Genomic DNA, 474 nt, shown 5'->3' with positions numbered 1-474 from the left:
GGAAAGGGCGAGCGTTCCAGGATCATTCGGGCTTCGGGAGGCGGGGAGCAATGACCGCGTGCTGGTGCGGCTTCAATGTCTTGCGCAGCTTTCCATGATAGAGACGGGCGAAGACCCAGCGCTCCTCCGTACTCCAGCCTCGTGCCTTCTGGCTCAGGTTCTTGAGCATGTCGAAGATTGGCTTGCCCGCATCGTGCTGATCTTCCAGCGCGCCCAGAAGCGAGAGGTTGGGGCCCGACCGGTCGGTGACGATCCGGTGGGCGGGCGGCGGAACCGGGCGCTTCGAATCCTTCGGGGTCGTCTCATCCTCATCCGTGTCGGAGGCCGCCCGGTCGGCGCCACCGAACTGGGCAGAAAAGGCCTGGACTGGATCGGAAGGTTGCTCGGCGAGCTCGAGCAGTGCCCAGCCCAGCGGCAGCCGGTGAGGGCCGAGGTCAGCCAGCCACAGCGTGTAGGGGTGAAGCACAAATTGCT

The 474-nt window shown here is 65.0% G+C and carries 1 protein-coding gene; it reads right to left on the bottom strand.

Annotated features, from left to right (window positions below; translation table 11 throughout):
- Nucleotides 1-22: 22 nt before the first annotated feature.
- The coding region (locus tag H3H34_RS13215; protein ID WP_194745772.1) for a hypothetical protein at nt 23-474 on the bottom strand (452 nt) is incomplete at its 5' end.

It is taken from the genome of Thermaurantiacus tibetensis (assembly GCF_015354055.1).
GTDB lineage: Bacteria > Pseudomonadota > Alphaproteobacteria > Sphingomonadales > Sphingomonadaceae > Thermaurantiacus > Thermaurantiacus tibetensis.
This window is presented reverse-complemented; position numbering and strand designations above follow the sequence as displayed.